Here is a 3566-nt window from a genome sequence, read left to right as displayed (position 1 = left end):
CTCCCGTTCGCCATCGGCGCGCGCGGCTGGGCGGACCACGGCAGGGCGGCCCTGCGCTGGTTCCTGCGCGCCGCCACGCACTACGTACTCCTCTTCCTGGCGCCGACGCTGCTGCTCCTGGACCTGGCCGCGCTGGCCCTCAGGGCGTCCTACGGCGGCACCTGGAGCTCGAACGAGTCACTGCTGGAGCTGCTCGCTCTCTCCGCGCTGGTGATCGGCGGTCCTGTCGTCCTGGCCCTGCTCATGGTGGCCCCGTGGGCCGCCCGCGGCCGCGACGCCCGCTGCGCCCTCGCCGTGCTGGCCAACCTGCTGCCGCTCTTCCTGGTCATGCTCGGCGGCATCCCGGCAGTGCTCGTCGTCATGGTCAACGTGGTATTCACCTGCCGGGTGATGCCCGCGGCCACCCTGCGGAGCCCCCGCCCGGCCGAGGCGTAGGGGTGCCGGCGGGGCCCGCACGGCCGGGGCCGCTCACCGCCGGACAGTGCCGGACCCCGGAACGGGGCGGGGCCCGACGGCGGATTCGCCGCCGGGCCCCGCCCCGCCCCGGAAGCCGGTGTCAGAAGCAGCGGGTGAAGCCGTACCTGATGCTCCGCCAGGAAACCCGGCCGTAGAGGCAGCGGTTGGTGTTGAGGGCGTAGCTGGCATATCCGCTCGCGAGGCTCAGCGTGAACCCGACGACGACGCCCGGAACACCTCCCACGAGGGCGCCGATCGCACCCGCCACCATCCACCAGAAGCTCGCCACCGCGTTGGTGATCTGGCGGTCGAAGCGGATCCCGACACCGTTCCAGTGCCACTCCAGCTTCACCCGCCACAGGCCCGACGGGTCCGCGTTGGTGAGCGGGTTCTGGTCGGCGTAGTCGTAGGCGTTGGCGCTGCCGTACAGCACCGGGTCGGTCTGCAGGAAGCGTCCGCTCGCCGGGTGGTAGAGCCGTGCGCCCATGAGGAGGTCGCCGGTCGGCGTCCCCGCCGAGCGCCTCGGGCCGCCCAGCCAGCCGTAGCGCACCGGCTGCTGGCCCGCCCTCGGCACCCCGAACTCGTCGAAGCCCAGCACCACCGGCGCTGCCCCGGCCACCGTCGGCAGCAGGACCGCGACGTCACCGTGCAGGTTGGTCAGCGTCAGCACGGTGTCCCCGGTGGCCGAGGTCAGGGCGCCGAGCCCGCCGCCCGGGGCGAGGACGGAGCGGGTGACGGCGCCGGCAGTGTTCTCCGCCGTCCAGCGCGGGTTGTCGGTGTCGTCGCCGTAGTGGTCGGTCCCGACGCCGGTCCGCACCCACGTCCCGCCGCTCGGGACCTCCGCGGTCCAGCCGCGCCGGCGCAACTGCGGGTCCAGCGTCCAGGTCTGGCGCGCGGCGGGGGTCGCCTGCGACTGCACCAGGTCGTTGGCGTAGTAGCCGTTGGTGACGCCGCCCGGCTGGGCCGTGGTCCGGCCGAAGGCGTCGTAGGCGTAGCCGGGGTCGGTCAGCCGGTCGGCGCTGTCGTAGCCGGAGGTGGCCGGGGTGCCGCCGGTGGTGGTGCAGTCGGCGCCGGGCGGGGCCGCGGTGCTGCTCCGGGCGGTCCGGTTGCTGTTGCGGTCGTAGCCGTACGTCCGGGTGGTGCAGACGCCGTCGACCGTGTCGGTGGCCGTGACCAGCCGGCCCGCGCCGTCGTAGCCGAAGGTCTGCGCGGAGGTGCGGCCGGCGTTGCCGGTGTGGCCGGTCCACTGGCCCTGGGCGGTGATCGCCACCGTGTCGGTCAGCACGGCCACGCCGTCGCTGTCGCGGGTGTACGTCAGCGTGGTCGCCGCCCCGGTGGGGTCGGTGGCCTGGCGGGCGGTGTAGCCGCCGGGCAGGCCCTGCGAGTCGGCGGTGCCGTCGGCGTTGTAGTGGGCCGTGAAGGTCCCGGCGACCGAGTCGGCCACCGCGGTGACCAGGCCGCGCGGCTCGGCCGCGGTGTCGTAGGTGTAGGTGGTGGTGGACGGCACGCTGTCGGTGACGGCGGCCGGCCGGTTCAGGGTGTCGAAGGTGGTGCGGGTGACCCCGCCGTCGGCGTCGGTGTACGCGATCTGGCGGCCCAGCCGGTCGAACTGGCGGGTGACGGTGCCCGCACCGGAGGTGGCGGTGGTCACGGCCCGGCCGGTGGCGGGGTCGTACCCGGTGGTGACGGCGGGGACGGCGGTGCCGGTGCCGCCGGTGACGGTGACCGTGGTGGGCCGGCCCGCCGCGTCGTGGTCGCGGACCGTGCTCCGGGTGACGCCGTTGGCCGTCTCGGTCTGCTTGGTGAGCTGCCCGTACAGGCCGTACTCACTGGTCCTGGTGGGGAGTTGGGCCGGGTTCTGGCCGCCGCCGGTGATGCCGCCGCCGGGGCCGGTGGTGCAGACCGCGTCGGCCCACTCCGGCCTTCCGCCGCAGGGGCCGGTGCCGTCGCCGGTGTAGTAGGTGGTGACGGTGGCCCCGGCGTCGGCTCCGGAGGAGGCCGGCAGGGTGGTCCGGGTGACCTGGCCCTGGGCGTCGTACGCGGTGGTCTTCGTCAGGTTGAGCCCGCCGGCGTCCTGGGTGGTGCTCACCGGTCGGCCCTGGGTCCAGTCGTACCCGGTGCGGGCGGTGCGGGCGTCGGCGAACAGGGCCGGGTGGGAGCGCGGTTGGGCGCCCACCGTCGTCCCGGTGACCTGGTTGCGGGTGACCGCGGTGCCGTCGGTGGGCCGGCCCGCGTCGTACTCGCGGACCGTACGGGCGCGGGCCGCGATCTGGTTGCCCGCCAGGGCCACGGTCGTGGCACCGTCCGTCAGCGGGGCGGCCAGGGCGGTGCGGCGCAGCGGGTCGAGCGTCTCGGTCTCCCGGGTGCCGTCCGGGCTGTAGAGGTGCTCGGTGGACAGCAGCCGGGCCCGTTCGGCGCTCCCGGCGCCGCTGATGCCGAGGTCGGTCAGCACCGCCCGGTCGGCGGGACTCGTGCCGAGGGCGAGCAGCCGGTTGGCGGCCGTCAGCTGCCGGACGGTGTTGCCGAACCGGTCGTACTCGGTGACCGCGATGTTCCCGCCGGGCTGGGCGGTGTCGACCGGCCGGCCGGAGGCGTCGAGGTAGTTGACGGTCGCCCGGGTGTAGGCGCCGGCGGGCAGGGCCCGGCCGTCGCTCGACGCCGGCACCTGGTCGGCGGGGAACACCGCGGTGGCATCGGTCGGGTTGTCGCGCTGGCCCCAGCCGGCGGTGGCGCCCGCCCCGAGGTCGTACGGCGCGCCGACGCCGGTCAGCGGGACGCCGTAGACCAGGGTGGTCGTCGCCGTCCCGTCGGTGCGGTCCGCGCTGCCGGGGGCGAGGGCCGGGCGGGAGACGGACAGCAGCATGCCGTCGCCGGCCGCCGCCGAACCGCCGGCCCGGCCGTAGGCGAAGGTCCAGGGGAGTTCGCCGGGCGGGGTGAGCCCGACCACGCGCCCCGCGTCGTCGTAGGCGTAGGCGGTCTTCAGGGCGGGGCTGGTCCGCGGGTCCCAGGTCTCCCTCAGACGGCCCAGGTCGTCGTAGGCGTAGCGGGCGACGTCGGTGGCGGTGCCGCCGCCCGCCCCCGGCGCGGTCGCCCAGAGCCGGACCGCCGAG

At 75.7% G+C, this 3566-nt stretch carries 2 protein-coding genes; one reads left to right on the top strand and one right to left on the bottom strand.

The features are described 5' to 3' along the window. A partial coding sequence (locus VR45_RS40325; RefSeq protein WP_045944949.1) for a hypothetical protein occupies nucleotides 1–435 on the top strand: 435 nt, incomplete at its 5' end. A gap of 121 nt (nucleotides 436–556) precedes the next feature. Here VR45_RS40325 and VR45_RS40320 read toward each other — a convergent pair. Then, the coding region (locus VR45_RS40320) for an RHS repeat-associated core domain-containing protein (protein ID WP_286163666.1) at nucleotides 557–3566 on the bottom strand (3010 nt) is incomplete at its 5' end.

This window comes from Streptomyces sp. NRRL S-495, from assembly GCF_000966955.1.
Taxonomy (GTDB): domain Bacteria; phylum Actinomycetota; class Actinomycetes; order Streptomycetales; family Streptomycetaceae; genus Kitasatospora; species Kitasatospora purpeofusca.
Note: the sequence above shows the minus strand (reverse complement) of the source record. Positions and strands in the feature narration are given on the sequence as shown.